We start from the raw sequence: 16,939 nt of genomic DNA on the forward strand, positions 1-16,939 counted from the left end.
GCCGAAGCTGACGGTCGAGGAGATGCGTTGTGGAGCGAGAGCAGTTGTTTTCGTACGAGGAGCGCTTCGACGTCGTGCTCTCCTACGTCTACGATCATCTGGACCAACCGCTCGACCTTGTGAAGCTGGCTGAGATTGCGGGGATGTCGCCGCGGCATTGGCATCGGATTTTCGCCGCTGCCTTCGGTGAATCGCTTCCTGCCCTGATCAAGCGGGTGCGACTGCAACGAGCGGTGGCGATGCTGGCCGACAGTGTTCCGGTTCGCGAGGTGGCCGAGCGGTGCGGGTATCCGAACGTTTCGTCGTTTACACGGGCTTTCCGGACTGCAATCGGGACCACGCCAGCGGAGTACCGCACGAGCGGCAGTCATGCTGACCTGCGGGTCGCCCGTGTGGCAGACGATCCGCGTCGCTATCCGGTTCGTGAGACAGAGATTGCGAGCGTTCGGTGCGTCGCGGTCAGACATCGTGGGTCGTTCCTCACCATCGATCGAGCGTTTCACGACCTTCGAATCTGGCTGCTCGCGCATGGCGTCGCTGCCGATGAGTGCGAGATGTATGGCGCCTACCTCACCGATCCGACGCTTACCCCTGAGTACGAGTTGGAATCGCTGGCATGCATGAGGGTGCCGGAGGGGTTCGATCCTGAGCTGCGTGCGCTCGCGCCAGACGCACCGAATCCGTTCTGGTTTTCGGTGCGCCCAGGTCGCTACGCGGTCTTCACGCACGTCGGCGCATATGCGGATATGCCCGAAAGCTATGCGTGGTTGCTGGGGTGCTGGCTTCCTCAGTCCGGGCGGCAGCTGACTAACGATCCGGTCATCGAGCAGTACGTAACCCTCCCTCAGGGAAGTTCCCCAACAGCCGTGCGCACCCACCTCATGCTCCCCCTCCACCACGCTTAGCCCCACCCCGTCTGCTCCCGTCGCACTTCTTGTCGCTTACGAGCGTTTGAGGCGACAGAAAGTGCGACGGGAGCAGTTCAGTTGAGGGGGGAGAGGGGGGAGAGAAGGGAGGTCCACAGGGGTTTCTGATGACGGGAGCGTAGCGTCATGAATATGTCGACCGTTCACGTCACTGAGGACACGATCAACCAGGCCCGCGAGCTGCGTGACGAGCTCCAGCGGTTCCTGCGCGAGTACGAGTTCGGAATGCGCGAGGTTGAGACAAAGATCTCCATCCTGCGCGACGAGTTCACGCACGATCACGCGTATAACCCGATCGAGCATGTGAAGAGTCGGCTGAAGACGCCAGACAGCATCGTCGAAAAAATCGCCCGCAAAGGGATGGAAGAGCCGGACTTCGATCAGATCCGCGCGGAGATCACCGACATCGCCGGAGTTCGCGTGACGTGCAGTTTCGTCGCCGACGTGTATCGCCTGTTCGACCTACTCACGGCGCAAGACGACGTCACTGTGCGGACGGTCAAGGACTACATCGCGCAACCGAAAGCCAACGGTTACAAGAGTTTGCACGCGATTATCGAGGTGCCCGTCTTTCTTTCCACCGGGGCGCTGTCGGTGCCCGTGGAGGTGCAGTTCCGCACAATCGCGATGGACTTCTGGGCCAGCCTCGAGCACAAGATCTATTACAAGTTCTCCAACCAGGTGCCATCGCACCTGGTCACCAGCTTGTCGGATGCCGCTGACGCAGCCGCCGAGCTCGACACTCGCATGGAGCGCTTGCACAGGGAGGCGCACGGGGTGCCGCAACGCGAACTCGCGCCACCGCCACCTCCTACCCCTACGGTGCCGCCCGCGTCTGGTGTGGTGAAGGTTTAGTCAAGAAACTCCCGCGCAGCCGAAGAAAGCGCCGTGACGCCGACGTCGATTGTCGGATGGATCTCCGGGGCAAAGAACGGGGAGTGGTTGGTCGGAATGTCCTGAGCTACGCGGCCAGCGGCCGATGCCTCAGCGAAGCGTGCGGGGTCGACACCGCCCCAGAACCAGAAGACGAGCGGTGCTCCGGCATCCCGCGCGAACCAGGAGACGTCTTCACTGCCGGTAAACATGCCGGGGTCAATGACAGCGTCGTCGCCGAGGGCGCGTTTCAGCGCCGACGTCACTCTGGCTGTTGCTTCTTCATCATTGATCGTGGGCGGCAGGGTGTGATCGGTGCGGATCTCGGGTTCGCGCTCGGCGCCCGACGCAGTCGCCTCCGCGCGGATGATGCGCTCGACGCTCGCGAGCACCTTCTGGCGCGACTGTTCATCGGGGTAGCGGAGGCTCAGTTCGAGCGTCGCCTCGGCGGGAATGATGTTGTTTTTGAGGCCAGCGTGGATCGATCCGACAGTAACGACACCGACCCCCTGCGGATCCACTTCTCGCGAAGGAATGGTCTGCAGTCGCATGATCGTTGCAGCGGCCATCACGATCGGGTCGATGGTGGAGTGAGGGCGCGAACCATGCCCGCCTCGACCGTGCAGGGTCACGGTCAGGCCATCGGATGCCGCCATCTGTGTGCCGGTGCGCACGCCGATAGTTCCAGCGGCCAGCGGGGTGACGTGTTGGCCGAGCACGACGTCTGGCTTCGGGTAGCGGTCAAGGATGCCGTCGTTCAGCATCGCTCTGGCTCCTGCGCCATACTCCTCGGCAGGCTGAATAAGAACGACAAGCGTTCCCGACCATTCGGCGCGCTCGCCTACGAGCTTCTCGACCGCACCGATCATCGCGGTGACATGCATGTCGTGGCCGCAGGCATGCATCACGGGAACGGTCTTGCCCGCACGGTCGACCCCCTGAGCGGTGCTCGCATAGGGGAGCCCTGTCAGCTCTTCGACCGGTAGTGCATCCATATCTGCCCGCACCCAGACGACCGGTCCATCATCGTTGCGCAGTACCGCGACGATGCCCGTGAGTCCGACACCTTCTTCCACCTCGAGTCCGAGGTCGCGGAGATGCTGGGCGGCGATGCCGGCGGTGCGCGTCTCTTGGAACGAGAGCTCAGGGTGCTGATGCAGGTCGAGGTAGAGCGCTTCGAGATCGATCGTCATGGGCCGAGCCTAGCTGGGCGTTCGCGCGTTTCCGAGACCCACCTTTCCCGCAGATTCCGCCCCTCGACCTGCTGTGACGTTTTACGGTTGTCGAGTAGCCCTCTGCGGACTGCTCGATAAGAACGAGGAAAAGCGTGACCCGAACGAATCCCCCTCAAACGCCAGCCACGCCCGTGCCGACCACTGTCGGTGAGGGGCTTAAGGATGCGTTTCGCGCGCACCCGGCCGGGGTGGCGATCATCACCGCGAGCACGAGCAACGGTCCAGCTGGACTCACGGCGTCGAGTGTGGCATCGGTGGCCGTCGATCCAGCCGCCATTGTGTTTTCGGTGACGCGCGCCACGGGCAGTGCGGGGGCGATTCTGGGTGCTGAATCAGTGTTGGTGCACCTGATTGATGATGAGCATTCCGATTTGGCGCAGAGTTTCGCGGTGAGCGGCGCCGAACGTTTTACGCCAGGCCAGGGGTGGACGACGCTTCAGACGGGCGAGCCTCATCTGCCTGCGGCCAGGGTGGCGCTGCGGTGTCGCGCGATTGAGACGGTGGCGGTGGGGTCATCCACTGTGGTGATCGCCGAAGTGCTTGAGGTTCTGCCGGGGGAGCAGGGGCGTCCGTTGGTGTACCTCGATCGACGTTTTCACGCGCTTCCGCACGACGCGCGCGACTAAGAGCTGCCAGCCCCTCGGCTTCAGGCGAGGGAAAGAAAGAGTTTCTCCAGTTCGGCCAAAGAGAGTCCTTCAGTGTTGTCGCCTGACTCGCCCTCCGCTGAGGGGTCGACGACGCAATCCTTCATGGCCGATGCGATGATCTGGAATCCTGCTTTGTCGAGCGCGGACGACACAGCCGAGAGCTGGGTGACAACGGCGCGGCAGTCACCTCCGCCTTCGACGGCAGCAATCACGGCCGCGAGCTGCCCCTGAGCGCGCTTGAGGCGGTTGACGATCTTGCGCTGGGTCTCGGCGTCTGTCGGTGCCATGTCTGCTCCCTGAAAGTTGACTGCATTGATCACTATACCCCCTGGGGTATAGTCGAACGCATACCCACCGGGGTATCAGTGAGGAGTGAATGATGTGCCAAGCAGTCCGATGCAAGACCTGCGGTAAGACGACCTGGGCGGGCTGTGGTCAGCACGTCGACAGCGTTCGGCGTTCGGTGCCGGCGTCTCAATGGTGCTCTGGACATGCCAAGGAGCAGGCTCAGGGCGGCTTCTTCTCCCGTCTGTTCCAGCGATGAACGCCGTGCCTCGCACCGTTGTCATCGTCGGTGGTGTCGCTGGCGGAATGTCGGCAGCCGCGCGGCTGCGGCGACTCGACGAGTCAGCGAACATCATCGTCTTCGAGCGCGGCCCCGAAGTCTCGTACGCCAACTGCGGTCTGCCCTATTACGTCGGTGGCGTGATCGAGGAGCGAGAATCGCTGTTGCTGCAGACGCCAGCATCGCTTTACAGCCGGTTCAGGCTCGACGTTCGGGTGCGGCACGATGTTGTCGAAATCGATCCAGCAGGGAAGACGATCGAGGTCGTCGACCTGGAGAGTGGCACCCGAAGCGTGCAGCACTATGACCATTTGGTGTTGGCCACAGGAGCACGCCCTCGTCGTGACGAACCCACCTCTGACGTGGCCACGAGAAGCCTGCGCACGGTCGCCGATGCAGACGCCATCGATGCAGCGCTTTCGCGGACTGGCCTTCCGGTCGTGGTCGTCGGCGGCGGGTACACCGGACTCGAAGCGGTGGAAAACCTGGTCGCCCGCGGTGCGAAGGTGACCCTGGTGCAGCGCGGAAGTCAGCTGCTCTCCCCGCTGGATGAGGAGATGGCTGGACCGATCGCCGCAGAAGTCAGCGCGCACGGTGTCGATGTACGCCTCGGTGTCGAGGTGGTGAGTGCGCGTTCTGGTGCAGTGCAACTGAGTGACGGCTCATCCGTGGCCGCCGAGTTCATCGTCGATGCGTCTGGAGTCGTGCCAGAGGTGGCACTCGCTGAGGGTGCAGGGCTCCGGATCGGAAGCACCGGCGGCATCTGGGTAGACGACTCCTGCCGCACCAGCGCCCCACACGTGTTCGCCGTGGGCGACGGTGTGGAAAAGAACGAGCTGATCGGCGGCGAGGCCGCGCTGATCACGATGGCAGGCCTGGCGAATCGCCACGGGCGGATGGTGGCTGACCTCATCGCGGGCAGGGAAGAAACGGCACGGCCAGCGATCGGCACCGGGATCGTGCAGGTGTTCGGACTTGCCGCTGCGAAGGTCGGGTGGAGTGAGAAGCAACTGCGTGCCGCAGGGCGGGAGTTTTACACGGTGCATGTGCACCCTGGCTCGCACGCCGGGTACTACCCCGGGGCCGAGGTGCTGTCGCTGAAACTGCTCGCAGACCCGACATCGGATCAGATTCTCGGTGCGCAGGCAGTGGGCCGTGATGGCGTCGATAAGCGCATCGATGTGACCGCCACCGCGATGCAGGCCGGCATGACCGCGGCGGCACTCGCGCATCTCGAACTGGCCTATGCGCCGCAGTTTGGGTCGGCGAAAGATGCTGTGAACATTCTCGGATATGTGGCAGAGAACACGCGCACGGCCACGACGCCGACGATGCAATGGCACGAGCTCGCCGCCGCTCAAAAAGCGGGCGTGGGCCTGATTGATGTGCGTTCGCCCGCAGAGTTCGACGCTGGATCGATTCCCGGCGCCGTCAATGTGCCGTTGGATGAGCTCAGAGATCGCCTCGACGAGCTGCCAAGTGGTGCTCTCGTGGTGCACTGCCAAGTAGGACTACGTGGGCATGTGGCTACGCGGCTGCTTCTGCAGCACGGTCGCGCAGTACAGAATCTCGACGGCGGATATCGCACCTGGCGCGACGCCGCCCTCACGAATTAGCTCAAGAGATTAGCGCAGGCGGGCGGTCGTGCCGCGCACGTTCAACTCATACGGCAATGCCGAGGGGATGTGCACGGCATCGGGTGTGGCAAGTTTTGCGAGCACAGCTTCGGCCGCCCGTTCCCCCTGCTCAAGTGGGAACTGATCGACGGTGCTCAAACGGAAGAATTCGCCGAGCTCGTGACCATCGATTCCTACGACTGAGATGTCGCCAGGCACGCTGAACCCCAGATCGCGCGCTGCCAGGATCGCCCCAATCGCCATCTCATCCGACGCGGCGAAAACCGCGGTCGGTCGTACCCCCGGACGGCCGAGCAACTGCTTGGCCGCGCGGTAGCCGCCTTCGACCGTGAAGTCGGCGGGCTCGAGAAACGCATGGTTGAGAGGAATGCCAGCCTTCGACAGCGCCTTCTCAAAGCCCAAACGGCGATTGGTGGGAATGTGAAAGTCGATGTCGAACTCGGGGTTGGCGCCGATATGCGCAATATCGGTGTGGCCGAGGCTGATGAGGTGCTCGGTGGCGAGCTGAGCGAGGGCTACATCGTCGACCGTAAGAGTGTCGAGGTTCGCATTCGGGCCGCCGATGGCGATCACGGGGAGCCCGAGCTCGAGCAATTGCTGCGTCTCATTCTCATCGAGTTCGATCGCGACGGCGATGACAGCATCGACTCGCTGACGTCGCAGGAACGTGTCGAACACGTGCCGTCGCACGTCTTCGTCTGCGGTGATGTTGTAGAGCGTGATGTCGTACCCCGCGCGCATGAGCGCTGCGGAGACCCCGGAAAGCACGGTGCTGAAGAACCATCTGTCCAGAAAAGGGACGACGACTCCGATGTTGCGCGTGCGGCCGGAGGCGAGGCTCGACGCGCGAGACGAGACGACATACCCGAGTGACTGGGCGGCCGTGTGTACCCGGTCCCTGGCAGATTCCGAGACCTGGCCTCGGCCGCTCAGCGCACGCGAGACGGTTGCTGTCGAGACCCCGGCAAGCCGGGCGACTTCATCGATGCTCGCCATGCGTTCCTCTATCAAGATCCGCTCCCGTCGCACTTTCTGTCGTCTCGCAGGGATGCGAGCGACAGAAAGTGCGACGGGAGCAGGTTAGGGGTGGGGTGGGGTGTGGGGTTAGGGGGTGGTGTACCAGACGGCGGTGTCGGCGGGGATCGCCGCACCGTCGAACGGCTGGCTCTGCAGCATGATGAGCGCGTTAGCTGGGAGCTCGATCGGCTCGGTGCCGAGGTTCGCGATCACGTGCACATCGCCACGTCGGAACGCCACGGCGTCAGCGCCCGCATCTTCCCAAACGAGGGAACCAGTACCGAAACCATGCTCACGACGCGCAGCGAGGAGCCGCTTGTAAAGCGCGAGCGTCGAACTCGGATCGACCTCTTCGACATCGCGCGCGTAGCTTGACCAGTCGGTGGGCTGGGGGAGCCAGGCGAGTCCCGTTTCGTTGAACCCGAATGCAGGCGCATCCGCTTCCCACGGCAGGGGCACGCGGCAGCCATCGCGACCATAGCGCTCGCCATTTGTGCGGAACCAGGTCGGATCCTGACGGAACTCGTCGGGAATCTCCATCGCCTCTGGCAGCCCGAGCTCTTCACCCTGGTACAGGTACGAAGATCCGGGAAGTGCGAGCATCAACGTGGTCGCAGCGCGAGCACGAGCAAGGCCCGTTGCGGTGTCTGGCTTGTGCGGCGTGTTCGGTCCGATGCCCTCACCCTGCGGGTTCTCGGCAGTGAGTGCGAGGCGCGAAGCGTGCCGCACAACGTCGTGGTTGGAAAGCACCCACGTGCTGGGAGCGCCCACGGCCCCGAAGTCATCGAGAGACTCACGGATAACATCGCCCAACGCCTTCGCGTTCCACTGCGTCATTAGGTATGGGAAGTTGAAGGTCTGGTGCATCTCATCCGGACGCACCCAGAGTGCGGTCTGCTTGAGCGTCGGCATCCACGCCTCGCCACACAGCGCGCGGTCTCCGTCGTACTCGGCGAGCACCTGGTGCCAGTCGCGGTAGATGTCGTGCACGCCGTCTTGGCCCCAGTACGGCACGTCGGACTCTCCGCCGCCCATCGAGTCGGAGTCAGTCGGCGGTACATAGTCGGGGAGGCCTTCGGCCTTGATCATGCCGTGGGCCACGTCAACGCGGAAGCCGTCGACACCGCGGTCGAGCCAGAACCGGAGGATCGAGCGGAACTCTTCGCGCACCTCTTCGTTGTTCCAGTCGAAGTCAGGCTGTGTGGCATCGAAAATGTGCAGATACCACTGCCCCAGCGTGCCGTCGGCCTCGGTAACGCGCTCCCACATTCCGCCGCCGAACACGGACTCCCAGTTGTTCGGGGGGATCTCGCCGTTCTCACCCTTGCCGTCGCGGAAGATGTAACGGGCGCGCTCTGGGCTGCCAGGAGCGGCCTTGAGCGCCTGCTGGAACCAGACGTGCTGGTCGGAGGAGTGGTTCGGGACGAGGTCAACGATCACCCGGATGTCGCGGGCGTGCGCCTGCTCTAGCATCTCGTCGAAGTCGGCGAGCGTGCCAAAAAGCGGGTCGACGTCGCGGTAATCCGCCACGTCGTATCCCGCGTCGCGCTGCGGGCTGGTCATAAAGGGACTCAGCCAGATGGCGTCGACGCCCAATTCTTGCAACGAGTCGAGTCGGCTGGTGATGCCTGGGAGGTCACCGATGCCGTCGCCCGACGCATCCGCGAATGAACGGGGGTAAATCTGGTAGATGACGGCGCTGCGCCACCACTCGGAACCTGGGGCTGCGATCTGCTCTAGCTGTGCCATGGGAACAGGCTAATGCAAACGCTTACACTCATGCCAGAGCGCGGATCGAATCGGTTCGAATCCGTTCGCCGGCGGCTTCTTTCTCCCTTCACTTGCATGAAGTTTCGCCATTCGCATGAGGGTTTTGGGGGCCTGAGTCATGCATGTGGCGGATCCTCATGCAAGTGGGGGAGAAATTACCTCGCCGAATGGAAGGGCGGCCGTAGACTTTTGCCACTTTCCCCGTTCCATTGGTCATGGCAAGCTCAGAATGTGACCTCCAGGTCGCCTGCGCGCCGATAACCGGCGTGCAGCTTCGACTAAGAGGTTCGTCCATGTCTGGTAGTCCACGTCGCTCAGCGTCGTGGATCGCCGCAGCCGCTTTGGCCGCCGTGGTCGTGTTTGTGGGAGCGACACCTGCGGGGGCGGGTGTCATCGTGTCGCCAGCGGGAGATCCGATGCCGGAGGCGAGTGAAGTGAATGCCGCGCAGTCTGTCGCTTTGGCGTACGAGTTCCTTGATGAGCGCGTCGATGAGTTTTGCGACGACGCGGGGCGTTGCCTGCCGCGCAGCTACGAAGGCGGCTTCTTCACCACGTCGAGCTGGGATTTCACCCCCTCATTCGTGTACGACGATGCGTTGGTCATCATCGCCTACGCCGCTCGCGGCCTGCCGGAAGACATCCGTCGCGCAAAATCAATCGGCGATACGTTGCTTTTTGTGCAGGCAAGCGACCCGCTCGGTGATGGCCGCACGAGAGCATCGTACGAGCCGCACGGCGTGCGTGATGGGCGGATGGAGATCACCGGTCCTGGCACTTTCACCGGCAATCAGTCCTGGGTGGGGTTGGCACTTGCGCGGCTCTTCCATGTGACAGGCGAAGAGAAGTACCTTGACGGCGCAGTGCAGATTGCCGAGTGGATCCAGACGAACACCGCCGACATGAGCAGAGCACCATACGGCTACACCGGCGGACAGACAGAGGATGGCGCTGCGCTGGAGTGGAAGTCCACCGAGCACAACAGCGATGTCGCTGCTTTCTTTTCCCAATTGGCGCAGCTCACCGGCGATCAGGCGTGGGCGGCGCGTGCGGCCGTCGCCGCCGATTTTGTCGCCGCGATGCAGAGTGCGGACGGTCACGTAAACACCGGCACGCTGCTGGATGGTGCAACGCCCAACACTCGCCCGATTCCTTTGGATGCGCAGACGTGGAGCGCCCTTGCTACCGGCGATGAGCGGTACGGGGCGGCGTTGGACTGGACTCTCGCCAACCTGATGGCGACGGACGGCCCGTACACAGGACCTTCGATCAGTGAGGTCGACGTATCAAAAGCGTGGTTCGAGGGCAGTGGACATCTGGCCCTCGCATTGCAATTGCGTGATGGGGAGGGCGACGCCGACCGCGTGGAGACTCTCCTCAGCAGCATCCGTGTGGCGCAGCGTGACGCTCCGAATGGCGATGGCAAAGGAATTGTCGCGACGTCGAGTGACGGCCTCGAGTCTGGCTTCGGCGACTATTACTACGCAAGCCTGCACACCGGCGCAACCGCGTGGTACCTGCTGGCGGCGACGGGGGAGAACCCCTTCCGCTTGCCAGCAAGCTAACGAGGCGACTCTTACGCGGCGACTCTGGCCACTGCGGCGATGGCGCTGGTGAAGAAGTCGAGCCCATCGACCCCGCTGCGCATGGCGACAGACGTGTCTGGTCCGAACCCTGGCTCTGTGGCGTGTTCCGGGTGCGGCATGAGGCCAACCACATTTCCGGCTTCGTTCGTCACGCCAGCGATGTCACGCAGCGAGCCGTTTGGGTTCACGCCGGCGTAGCGGAAAGCTACGAGACCTTCGCCCTCGATGCGATCGAGGGTCTGGTCGTCGGCAATGTAGCCACCGTCGGCGTTCTTGAGGGGGATGACGATCTCTTGACCGTTGTGGAACGCATTGGTCCACGCGGTGTCTGAGTTCTCGACCGTGAGCTTCTGGTCGCGACGCACAAAGTGCTGGTGGTTGTTGCGGATGAGTCCGCCGGGAAGCAGGTGAGCCTCCACAAGCATCTGGAACCCGTTGCAGATGCCGAGCACAGGCATGCCCTTCGCGGCGGCATCTTTGACCTCGGCCATGATCGGCGACAGTGCGGCGATGGCGCCAGCGCGCAGGTAATCGCCGTAGCTGAAGCCGCCGGGAAGAACGAGGGCGTCGACACCTTCAAGGTCGTGCGATCCGTGCCAGAGGGCGACGGGCTCCGCGCCGGCGATGCGCACCGCGCGCTGGGCGTCGCGGTCGTCGAGCGAGCCGGGGAAAGTAATGACGCCGATACGGGCGGTCACTCGGAGACCTCGATGCCGACGACATCTTCGATCACAGAGTTGGAGAGCACCTCATCGGCGATGCGCTTGGCCTCAGCGAGAATTTCGTCTGTGACCTCACCCTCGACGGTGAGCTCGAAGCGCTTGCCGATGCGAACGTCGGTGAAGCCCTCCACCCCCAGGCGAGCGAAAGCGCCGGATACGGCCTTCCCCTGCGGGTCGAGCAGTTCGGGCTTGGGCATAACGTCGACGACGATAGTGGGCATGAACGGCTCCGGAAGTCGCGGGCGGAAGGTCTCCCCCATGCTACCGCCCCTTCCTCACCTTCCCCGCCCGCCCGCCCGCCCGCCCCGCCCCTTCCTCATTCGCCGAGTGCACGGCTTCGTATCGAGCGCACGAGGTGTTCACGTGCGCAGGCCGTGCGCTCGGCAGCAACCCGTGCACTCGGCGGCGGTATGGGTGCGGGGTTAGGCGGAGTGGAAGACGGTGTGGAGGTCGCCGACGGCTTCGCGGCCGCCGAGGCCGTCGATCTCGAACAGCACGGAGATGCCGACCACGTGGCTGCCGAGGCGCTCGATGATCTCGCGGCCGGCGGCGAGCGTTCCACCCGTGGCGAGGACGTCGTCGATCAGCAGCACACGCGAGCCCTGGGGGATGTCGTCGTGCATCTCGATCGTGGCGGTGCCGTACTCCAGGGCGTAGTCGACGGATGCCGCTGGACGCGGAAGCTTGCCCGCCTTCCGAATCGGGACGAGCCCTACTCCCGCGGCGATGGCCGCGGCGCTGGCAAGAATGAAACCGCGCGCTTCGATGCCAGCAATCACGTCGAACTCACCGGCGAACGGCTCGATGATGGCCTCGGTCGTGACGCGCAGAGCCTCGGCATCGGCGAGAAGTGGGGTGATGTCGCGGAAGATGATGCCCGGCTCCGGGTAGTCCGCGATGTTTCGGATCAGGGACGCAGCGCGGACGAGGGCGGGGGAGAGGTCAGCTTCGGGCACCGGGCAAGGTTACCCCGACGATGACACTTGACACCGTGGGAGCGCTCCCATAAAGTGATATACCAGTTCGTGGGAGCGCTCCCACGGCCCTGATGCATCACATCGCACAACCCACCACAAAGGAGTGAATTGTGAACACCCGCGCCCGCAACCGGGTCCTCGTGACTGCCGCCCTGGCATCCGTCTCCGCTCTCGCCCTGGCCGGCTGCTCTGCCGGCACCAGCGACAACGGTGAAGGAAGCGCCGACGAAGAGGTCACGCTGACCGTCACCACCTTCGGCACCTTCGGCTACGAAGACCTTTACAAGCAGTACGAAGAAGAACACCCCAACGTCACGATCGAGGCGACCAACATCGACACCGGCGGCAACGCCCGCACCGATGCATTCACGAAGATCGCCGCCGGCTCGGGACTCAGCGACGTCGTCGCGATTGAAGAAGGATGGCTCGGCGCCATCATGGACGTCTCTGACACGTTCGTTGACCTGCGCGACTACGGCATCGAAGACCGCAAGGACGACTGGGTTGACTGGAAGTACGGCCAGGCAACCGACGCGGAAAGCCGCGTCATCGGTTACGGCACCGACATCGGCCCCTCCGGCATTTGCTACAACGGTGCGGCCTTCGAAGCCGCTGGCCTGCCGAGCGACCGCGAGTCCGTTGCTGAACTGCTCAACGGCGACTGGGAGAACTACTTCGCAGTGGGCGAGGAGTACACGGCCGAGACAGGCAAGGCCTGGTACGACCACTCCGGATTCGTCTGGAACGCGATGGTCAACCAGCTCGACGAGGGCTACTACACCGCCGACGGCGAGCTGAATGTCGAAGGCAACGACGAGCTCCAGGAGCGCTTCGAGCAGCTGGGCGCCGCGACCGAAGGCGGCCAGTCCGCTGCCCAGACCGCATGGGACTGGAACGGTGGCAAGTCGTTCGTTGATGGCACCTTCGCTACCTTCGTCTGCCCCGGCTGGATGCTCGGCGTTGTGCAGGGTCAGGTTGAGGCCGGCGGCGGCGACGCATCCACCGGCTGGGACTTCGCCGATGTGTTCCCCGGCGGAGCAGCAAACTGGGGCGGCGCGTTCCTCGCTGTTCCGGAGAGCTCGGAGCACAAGAAGGCCGCAGCTGAGCTGGCCGACTGGCTGACGCAGCCTGAGCAGCAGGTTCAGCAGTCCGCCGCGGCGGGCAACTTCCCCTCGACAATTGAGGCACAGGAAGAGCTGGCCGCAGACGCGACCCCGAACGCGTTCTTCAACGACGCTCCGACCGGTGCGATCCTCGCTGAGCGTGCCAAGGGAGTTGTTGCTCAGTTCAAGGGCGCCGATGACTCCGTGATCCAGGAGAACGTCTTTGGTCCGGCGCTCAGCAGCCTCGACCGTGGCGAGCAGGACACGCAGGGCGCTTGGAACCAGGCTCTTCAGCTCCTGAACGACCTCGTCGGCTGACACTTCGACAGGCTCAGTGACCTTCGACGGGCTCACACTTCGACAGGCTCAGTGACCTTCGACAGGCTCACACTTCGACAGGCTCAGTGACCTCTGGGTTGCTGAGCCTGTCGAAGCACGCCACACACCACCCCAGACGCCAAAGGAAACGTCATGACTCTCACCGCCCCGCGTGCGGAGCAGCAGCCGCCGAAGCCCTCTTGGCGTCACCGCTTCTCGCGTTTTGACCAGGGTGCCTCGCCCTACCTCTACATCTCCCCGTTCTTCTTGCTGTTCGGCCTGGTGGGTCTCTTTCCGTTGCTGTACACCGTCTGGGTGGCCGTGCACGAGTGGGACCTGCTCAAAGGCGAGGGAGACTTCGTCGGGTTCGGAAACTTTGCCGAGATCCTCGGCGATGCGATGTTCTGGAACTCGATCGGTAACACGCTGAGTATCTTCCTGCTCTCGGCGATTCCCCAGCTCGCGATCGCGCTCGCGATCGCCTACCTGCTTGACCGCGGCCTCCGGGCCCCCACGTTCTGGCGGATGAGTGTGCTCATCCCGTTCGTGGTGACGCCGGTCGCTGTCGCCATCATCTTCTCGAGCATCTTCAACGAGGCAGATGGATTGGCCAACAACCTGCTCAACCTGATCGGCATCGCAGACCAGGAGTGGAAGCACAACACTCCGCTGTCGCACATTGCGATCGCCATCATGGTGAACTTCCGCTGGACGGGCTACAACGCCCTCATCCTGCTTGCGGCCATGCAGTCGGTGCCGCGTGATTTGCACGAGTCGGCGGCGCTGGATGGTGCGGGCAGCGTGCGACGCTTCTTCTCCATCACGATCCCCACGATTCGTCCGACCCTGATCTTCGTGATCATCACCGCGACGATCGGCGGTTTGCAGATCTTCGCAGAGCCGCGCCTGTTCGATGCGTCTACGGCCGGCGGGATCGGCGGGAGCGACCGACAGTTCCAGACCACAGTGCTGTTTCTCTGGGAGCTGGCGTTCTTCCGCCGCAACCTCGGCGAGGCGTCTGCCGTTGCTATCTTGCTCTTCCTCCTGATTGTGGGAATCGGCGTGATCAACTTCTTGGTCTCCCGGCGAATCTCCACCGGCGAGGCGCCGAAGAACCGCGCGGCCCGCCGCCGTATCCGCTCAACCACGAAGGAGGAGGCGCGATGACCGCCACCCAGGCACTCAGCGTGCCAGAGAAGATCCGTCGTCGCCGCGGGGCGGCCTCCGGCACGGCGGGTATCGGTAGCAGGCCCGGCTTCCTCACCTATGGGCTTCTGACAGCGTTCATCATTGGCAGCGTGTATCCGCTCTGGTGGTCGGTGGTTGTCGCGAGCGGTACGAACGCCACTCGTGGTGAAACGTTGCCGCTGATTCCCGGCGGTAACTTCTTCACCAACGCGGCCCTGGTGTTCGATGCGATTCCTTTCTGGCTGGCGCTGGCGAACTCCGTGCTCATCTCGTCGATCATCACTATCTCGGTCGTCACGTTTTCGACCCTGGCGGGCTACGCCTTCGCGAAGCTGCGCTTCAAGGGCCGCGACGGCCTGATGGTGTTCGTGATCGCGACGATGGCGATCCCCACCCAACTTGGCATCATTCCGCTGTTCATGCTGATGCGTGAACTCGGATGGACAGGCTCGATCGGCGCGGTCATCGTGCCCACCCTGGTCACAGCGTTCGGCGTGTTCTTCATGCGGCAGTACCTGGTCGACGTGATCCCGGATGAGCTGATCGAAGCGGCGCGCATGGATGGAGCCAACCAGTTCCGTACCTTCTTGACGGTTGGAATCCCTGCCGCACGACCAGCCATGGCGATCCTCGGGCTCTTCACCTTCATGACGGCGTGGACCGACTACCTGTGGCCGCTGATCGTACTTTCCCCCCAAAACCCCACATTGCAGACGGCGCTCAGCCAGCTGCAGTCCGGATATTACGTCGACTACTCGATCGTGCTTGCCGGTGCGGTGCTCGCGACTCTCCCGCTTCTCGTGCTCTTTGTGGCGGCGGGTCGTCAGTTGGTCAGTGGCATCATGGCTGGCGCGGTGAAAGGATGACCCCTATGACTCGCCCCTTCCCGGAGAACTTCCTGTTCGGCGCCGCAACAGCGGCCTACCAGATCGAAGGTGCCGCGTTCGAAGACGGACGCACCGCGTCGATCTGGGATGCGTTCGCCAAAGTGCCTGGCGCGGTGATCGGCGGCGAGAATGGCGACGTCGCCTGCGATCACTATCACCGGTACCCGCAAGACGTGGCGCTGATGAAGCAACTGGGACTGCAGACCTATCGATTCTCTACATCGTGGTCACGCGTGCGCCCAGACGGCGGAGCGGTCAACACCGCAGGCGTTGACTTCTACAAGCGTCTGGTTGATGAGCTGCTCGACGCCGACATCTTGCCGTGGCTGACCCTTTATCACTGGGACATGCCGCAGGCATTGCAGGAAATCGGAGGGTGGACGAACCGCGACAGCGTCGACCGCTTCCTGGAGTACGCGGGCACGATGCACGATGCACTCGGTGACCGAGTCAATGTGTGGACCACGCTGAACGAGCCCTGGTGCTCTTCCTTCCTCTCTTACACGGGCGGAGAACACGCACCTGGACACACCAGCGTCGCAGAGGGCCTGCTTGCTGCTCACCACCTGTTGCTCGCCCACGGCGCGACGGTGCAAGAACTGCGCGGGCGCGACGCCTCACTCAACCTGGGCATCACGCTGAATCACACGGTCGCCGATCCCGCAGACCCACAGAACCCTGCGGATGTTGACGCTGCGCGCCGCGTGGATGGTCAGTTCAACAGGTGGTTCCTCGACCCGATTTACCGGGGAAGCTACCCAGCCGACATCGTCGAAGACATTCGCGCAGTGGACGCAGATGCTGTTGCCCGCTTCGAGGCGGCCGTGCACGATGGTGACCTCGAAACCATCTCGCAGCACATCGATACGCAGGGTGTGAACTACTACCACGGCGACTTTGTGTCGGGCACAGCTCCGGCAGAGGCTCCGGTGGCTGGCGGGCCAGAGACCGAGCGTGTGGGGCGCAGTCCGTATCCTTCGAGCGAGGGAATCCACTCGGTAGAGCGTGGCCTGCCGCGCACGGCGCAGAACTGGGAGGTGCAGCCGGAAGGCCTCACCCGTCTGCTGCACCGTGTGTGGGATGACTATGCGCAGCCGGCTGGCACGGTGCTCTACATGACCGAGAACGGTGCGGCCTATAACGACGTAGCCGTGGTCGAAGACGGCGAAACTCGCGTGCACGATGCAGATCGCACCGAGTTCTTGCGTCTGCATCTGGGCGCAGTGCTCGACGCGGCAGAGGCCGGGGTCGATGTGCGCGGCTACTTCTACTGGTCGCTCTTTGACAACTTTGAATGGGCGTGGGGATACGACAAGCGCTTCGGCATTGTGCGCGTTGACTACGAGACCCAGGAGCGTTCTCTCAAAGATTCTGCGCATGAGTACGCCAGGGTGATCGCTGCCAGGTCGCTCTGAACCGCATCCCCTTGCGCTCGGATCACGCAAGATTGTCAACGGCAATGCTGATGACCGGTGAGAATAGGGCGATGAA

16 protein-coding genes are annotated in these 16,939 nt (G+C 63.5%); 9 read left to right on the plus strand and 7 right to left on the minus strand.

Features of this window, described 5'->3' with window-relative positions; all coding sequences use genetic code 11:
- Positions 1-29: 29 nt before the first annotated feature.
- Together AB0O87_RS04205 and AB0O87_RS04210 are read left to right on the plus strand one after the other, a co-directional pair.
- Positions 30-905, plus strand: a complete 876-nt coding sequence (locus tag AB0O87_RS04205; RefSeq protein ID WP_363512020.1) for a GyrI-like domain-containing protein — start codon at positions 30-32, stop codon at positions 903-905.
- 153 nt (positions 906-1,058) lie between these two features.
- On the plus strand, positions 1,059-1,781 hold the full coding sequence (locus tag AB0O87_RS04210) for a GTP pyrophosphokinase family protein (RefSeq protein ID WP_363512917.1): 723 nt from the start codon (positions 1,059-1,061) through the stop codon (positions 1,779-1,781).
- On the opposite strand, the gene AB0O87_RS04215 is transcribed toward AB0O87_RS04210, so the two are convergent.
- Positions 1,778-2,992: an amidohydrolase gene (locus AB0O87_RS04215; protein WP_363512022.1), complete on the minus strand. Its 1,215-nt coding sequence runs from the start codon at positions 2,990-2,992 to the stop codon at positions 1,778-1,780. The genes AB0O87_RS04210 and AB0O87_RS04215 overlap by 4 nt on opposite strands.
- Positions 2,993-3,165: 173 nt before the next feature.
- Between AB0O87_RS04215 and AB0O87_RS04220 the strand changes: the two genes are divergently transcribed.
- Positions 3,166-3,660: a flavin reductase family protein gene (locus tag AB0O87_RS04220; protein WP_363512920.1), complete on the plus strand. Its 495-nt coding sequence runs from the start codon at positions 3,166-3,168 to the stop codon at positions 3,658-3,660.
- A gap of 20 nt (positions 3,661-3,680) precedes the next feature.
- Here the strand turns inward: AB0O87_RS04220 and AB0O87_RS04225 are convergent, their stop codons facing one another.
- Entirely contained in the window at positions 3,681-3,968 is a 288-nt protein-coding gene (locus AB0O87_RS04225; protein WP_363512024.1) for a metal-sensitive transcriptional regulator, read from the minus strand.
- Positions 3,969-4,221: 253 nt separating this feature from the next.
- On the opposite strand from AB0O87_RS04225, the gene AB0O87_RS04230 reads away from it, so the two are divergent.
- A complete protein-coding gene (locus AB0O87_RS04230) occupies positions 4,222-5,862 on the plus strand; it encodes an FAD-dependent oxidoreductase (RefSeq protein WP_363512026.1) in 1,641 nt (546 codons plus the stop codon).
- 9 nt (positions 5,863-5,871) lie between these two features.
- Here the strand turns inward: AB0O87_RS04230 and AB0O87_RS04235 are convergent, their stop codons facing one another.
- Both AB0O87_RS04235 and AB0O87_RS04240 read right to left on the minus strand, forming a co-directional pair.
- On the minus strand, positions 5,872-6,879 hold the full coding sequence (locus AB0O87_RS04235) for a LacI family DNA-binding transcriptional regulator (RefSeq protein WP_363512028.1): 1,008 nt from the start codon (positions 6,877-6,879) through the stop codon (positions 5,872-5,874).
- Positions 6,880-6,987: 108 nt separating this feature from the next.
- A complete protein-coding gene (locus AB0O87_RS04240; RefSeq protein WP_363512030.1) occupies positions 6,988-8,649 on the minus strand; it encodes a glycoside hydrolase family 13 protein in 1,662 nt (553 codons plus the stop codon).
- A gap of 314 nt (positions 8,650-8,963) precedes the next feature.
- On the opposite strand from AB0O87_RS04240, the gene AB0O87_RS04245 reads away from it, so the two are divergent.
- Complete coding sequence (locus AB0O87_RS04245; RefSeq protein WP_363512032.1) at positions 8,964-10,232, plus strand: hypothetical protein; 1,269 nt, start codon at positions 8,964-8,966, stop codon at positions 10,230-10,232.
- Positions 10,233-10,243: 11 nt separating this feature from the next.
- Here the strand turns inward: AB0O87_RS04245 and purQ are convergent, their stop codons facing one another.
- The 3 genes from purQ to AB0O87_RS04260 form a co-directional block, all read right to left on the minus strand.
- Positions 10,244-10,951, minus strand: a complete 708-nt coding sequence (gene purQ, locus AB0O87_RS04250; RefSeq protein ID WP_363512034.1) for a phosphoribosylformylglycinamidine synthase subunit PurQ — start codon at positions 10,949-10,951, stop codon at positions 10,244-10,246.
- On the minus strand, positions 10,948-11,196 hold the full coding sequence (purS, locus tag AB0O87_RS04255) for a phosphoribosylformylglycinamidine synthase subunit PurS (protein ID WP_363512923.1): 249 nt from the start codon (positions 11,194-11,196) through the stop codon (positions 10,948-10,950). Before purS ends, purQ begins: the two co-directional genes overlap by 4 nt.
- Positions 11,197-11,397: 201 nt before the next feature.
- The gene (locus AB0O87_RS04260) at positions 11,398-11,931 is read right to left on the minus strand and encodes an adenine phosphoribosyltransferase (protein WP_363512036.1); all 534 of its coding nucleotides are present in this window, start codon (positions 11,929-11,931) and stop codon (positions 11,398-11,400) included.
- A 131-nt stretch (positions 11,932-12,062) separates the two neighbouring features.
- On the opposite strand from AB0O87_RS04260, the gene AB0O87_RS04265 reads away from it, so the two are divergent.
- The 4 genes from AB0O87_RS04265 to AB0O87_RS04280 all read left to right on the plus strand — a co-directional run bounded on the left by AB0O87_RS04265 (position 12,063) and on the right by AB0O87_RS04280 (position 16,863).
- A complete protein-coding gene (locus tag AB0O87_RS04265; RefSeq protein WP_363512038.1) occupies positions 12,063-13,373 on the plus strand; it encodes an ABC transporter substrate-binding protein in 1,311 nt (436 codons plus the stop codon).
- Between the two features lie 153 nt (positions 13,374-13,526).
- Entirely contained in the window at positions 13,527-14,540 is a 1,014-nt protein-coding gene (locus tag AB0O87_RS04270) for a sugar ABC transporter permease (protein WP_363512040.1), read from the plus strand.
- Positions 14,537-15,427: a carbohydrate ABC transporter permease gene (locus AB0O87_RS04275; RefSeq protein WP_363512042.1), complete on the plus strand. Its 891-nt coding sequence runs from the start codon at positions 14,537-14,539 to the stop codon at positions 15,425-15,427. The genes AB0O87_RS04270 and AB0O87_RS04275 overlap by 4 nt, the downstream gene beginning before the upstream one ends.
- Positions 15,428-15,432: 5 nt before the next feature.
- Positions 15,433-16,863: a GH1 family beta-glucosidase gene (locus AB0O87_RS04280; RefSeq protein WP_363512044.1), complete on the plus strand. Its 1,431-nt coding sequence runs from the start codon at positions 15,433-15,435 to the stop codon at positions 16,861-16,863.
- The last annotated feature ends 76 nt before the right edge of the window (positions 16,864-16,939 follow it).

The organism is Microbacterium sp. NPDC076768 (assembly GCF_040687205.1).
Lineage (GTDB): Bacteria > Actinomycetota > Actinomycetes > Actinomycetales > Microbacteriaceae > Microbacterium.

Coding starts and splice junctions, on each gene's coding strand:
- AB0O87_RS04210 (WP_363512917.1), top strand. CDS start 1,059: ATGTCGACCGTTCACGTCACTGAGGACACGATCAACCAGGCCCGCGAG.
- AB0O87_RS04215 (WP_363512022.1), bottom strand. CDS start 2,992: ATGACGATCGATCTCGAAGCGCTCTACCTCGACCTGCATCAGCACCCT.
- AB0O87_RS04225 (WP_363512024.1), bottom strand. CDS start 3,968: ATGGCACCGACAGACGCCGAGACCCAGCGCAAGATCGTCAACCGCCTC.
- AB0O87_RS04230 (WP_363512026.1), top strand. CDS start 4,222: ATGAACGCCGTGCCTCGCACCGTTGTCATCGTCGGTGGTGTCGCTGGC.
- AB0O87_RS04235 (WP_363512028.1), bottom strand. CDS start 6,879: ATGGCGAGCATCGATGAAGTCGCCCGGCTTGCCGGGGTCTCGACAGCA.
- AB0O87_RS04240 (WP_363512030.1), bottom strand. CDS start 8,649: ATGGCACAGCTAGAGCAGATCGCAGCCCCAGGTTCCGAGTGGTGGCGC.
- AB0O87_RS04245 (WP_363512032.1), top strand. CDS start 8,964: ATGTCTGGTAGTCCACGTCGCTCAGCGTCGTGGATCGCCGCAGCCGCT.
- purS (WP_363512923.1), bottom strand. CDS start 11,196: ATGCCCACTATCGTCGTCGACGTTATGCCCAAGCCCGAACTGCTCGAC.
- AB0O87_RS04270 (WP_363512040.1), top strand. CDS start 13,527: ATGACTCTCACCGCCCCGCGTGCGGAGCAGCAGCCGCCGAAGCCCTCT.
- AB0O87_RS04275 (WP_363512042.1), top strand. CDS start 14,537: ATGACCGCCACCCAGGCACTCAGCGTGCCAGAGAAGATCCGTCGTCGC.
- AB0O87_RS04280 (WP_363512044.1), top strand. CDS start 15,433: ATGACTCGCCCCTTCCCGGAGAACTTCCTGTTCGGCGCCGCAACAGCG.